This window comes from Streptomyces ipomoeae 91-03 (assembly GCF_000317595.1).
Classification (GTDB): Bacteria; Actinomycetota; Actinomycetes; order Streptomycetales; family Streptomycetaceae; genus Streptomyces; species Streptomyces ipomoeae.
The window spans coordinates 1-2014 of the sequence record NZ_AEJC01000600.1 but is presented as its reverse complement, the minus strand read 5'-3'; the positions used below and the strand labels follow the sequence as shown (position 1 = coordinate 2014).

Sequence of the window (2014 nt, the reverse complement as noted above, 5' to 3'; positions counted from 1 at the left end):
CGAAGGGGCGCAGCCCCTGGGGGACGGGACGGGTAGGGGCGGCGGGGGCGGGGAAAAGCTAGCCGGACAGGTGGCGCACCTGGTCCCAAAGGACCGGGTCCACCACCCCCGCCTTGCGCCGGAAGTCCCACACCGACACATCCCGCAGCTCCCCGGTCTCCAGAAAACTGGGCCGCCCCCGCACATCCCCCACCACCCCCGGCGGCAGGGGAATCACCCCACCCCGCTCGTCCCGATACCGACTGGTGATCTTGACGACCCGCGCGCGATCCCCCCGCACCGCCAGCACCAGACAGGGCCGATCCTTCCCCCCACCCCCGTCCTCGAACGGCACACTCGCCCACCAGATCTCCGCGGGCCGAGGCAGGGGCCGGGCCCGAGGCAGCGGCCCGCCCCCGGCGCCCGCGACACGCTCACGCCGCCCCGGCCGCCCGGACCGCCCCCACCCGTCGACAACCGCCGCGACCAACGCCAACAGCACCACCGCCGCGAGCGCCAACCACCAGGACGTGTCCATACGCACGACGGTACCGGCGCCCCCGACGCGCCGCCCGCCCTGTCGCACACCCCCACGCCCCCCGGCGCCACTTCACCCCCGCCCACGCGCGCCCCAACGGCCCCACCACCAGCCGAACCGGTGACAGCACAGGTGAGTTCGCCCACAACGACCCCTGGTGGAGGAGCGACCCACCCTTTTGCGCCTTACGCTCAACGCACCGCACAACCCTTGTTGCGCCCATGTCCGTCCTTGGCAACCCTGCCAACTGCAACGCGCACTGCGTACCACCTGTAATCCGCAACCCGTCCGCACATCACGACGCACACCACGACTGTCACGACTTCACGCCAACGCGGAGGTTCCAGCTCTCATGAAGCTCACCGTCGTCGGCTGCTCGGGGTCGTTCCCGTCCGCGGAATCGGCCTGCTCGAGCTACCTCGTAGAGGCCGACGGCTTCCGGCTGCTTCTCGACATGGGCAACGGTGCCCTTGGCGAGCTGCAGCGCCACTGCGGTCTCTACGACCTCGACGCGACCTTCCTCAGCCATCTGCACGCCGACCACTGCATCGACATGTGCGCGTACTTCGTCGCGCGCTACTACCGGCACGACGGCGGTCGCTGCGCCCCCATCCCGGTCTACGGACCCGAGGGCACCGAGCAGCGCCTGACCACCGCCTACGCCGACACCCCGTCCGCCTCCTCCATGAGCGAGGTCTTCGACTTCCACACGGTCAAGCCGAGCACGTTCGACCTCGGCCCCTTCACCGTCCACACGGAACGGGTCGCCCACCCCGTGGAGGCGTACGGCATCCGTATCGAACACGGTGGCAAGTCCCTGACGTACTCGGGGGACACCGGTGTCACCGCCGCCCTGGACGAACTGGCCCGCGACACCGATCTGTTCCTGTGCGAGGCCGCCTTCACCCACGGCAAGGAGAACATCCCCGACCTGCATCTCAACGGCCGTGAGGCCGGCGAGACGGCCGCCCGCGCCGGCGCCCGCCGCCTCGTCCTCACCCATATCCCGCCGTGGACGGACCCGCAGGTCAACCTCACCGACGCCCGCGAGGTGTACGACGGCCCGGTGGAGCTGGCGGTGCCCAGAAAGACGTACGAGATCTGAGAAGCCGTACGAAACCCAGAAGACGTACGAGGTCCAGAAGGCGTACGAGATCCAGCCGTACGCGTTCTGCGAGGACCGCCCGAAAGTCTTGGACGTGGAGTGGTACCTGGTCACGTCGTTCGCGTTCTTCTGCATCGGCGGCGTCATGGCGCTCTTCATGCGCGCCGAGCTCGCCCGCCCGGGTACGCAGCTCATGTCGAACGAGCAGTTCAACCAGGCGTTCACGATGCACGGCACGATCATGCTGCTGATGTTCGCGACGCCGCTGTTCGCCGGTTTCGCCAACTGGATCATGCCGCTGCAGATCGGCGCGCCCGACGTGGCGTTCCCGCGGCTGACATGTTCGCCTACTGGCTCTACCTCTTCGGCTCGCTGATCGCGGTGGCCGGCTT

At 69.2% G+C, this 2014-nt stretch carries 2 protein-coding genes and 1 pseudogene; 2 read left to right on the top strand and 1 reads right to left on the bottom strand.

The genetic code is table 11. The features are described 5' to 3' along the window. Positions 1-58 precede the first annotated feature (58 nt). Entirely contained in the window at positions 59-517 is a 459-nt protein-coding gene (locus STRIP9103_RS38615) for a hypothetical protein (RefSeq protein WP_009336458.1), read from the bottom strand. A gap of 352 nt (positions 518-869) precedes the next feature. On the opposite strand from STRIP9103_RS38615, the gene STRIP9103_RS38610 reads away from it, so the two are divergent. Further along, the gene (locus STRIP9103_RS38610) at positions 870-1622 is read left to right on the top strand and encodes an MBL fold metallo-hydrolase (RefSeq protein WP_009336460.1); all 753 of its coding nucleotides are present in this window, start codon (positions 870-872) and stop codon (positions 1620-1622) included. A 49-nt stretch (positions 1623-1671) separates the two neighbouring features. Next, positions 1672-2014 (top strand): annotated as a pseudogene (locus tag STRIP9103_RS38605) (cbb3-type cytochrome c oxidase subunit I); the annotation flags it as partial.

Excerpts from the sequence above, each read along its gene's own strand:
- STRIP9103_RS38615 (WP_009336458.1), bottom strand. The coding sequence starts at position 517 with ATGGACACGTCCTGGTGGTTGGCGCTCGCGGCGGTGGTGCTGTTGGCG.
- STRIP9103_RS38610 (WP_009336460.1), top strand. The coding sequence starts at position 870 with ATGAAGCTCACCGTCGTCGGCTGCTCGGGGTCGTTCCCGTCCGCGGAA.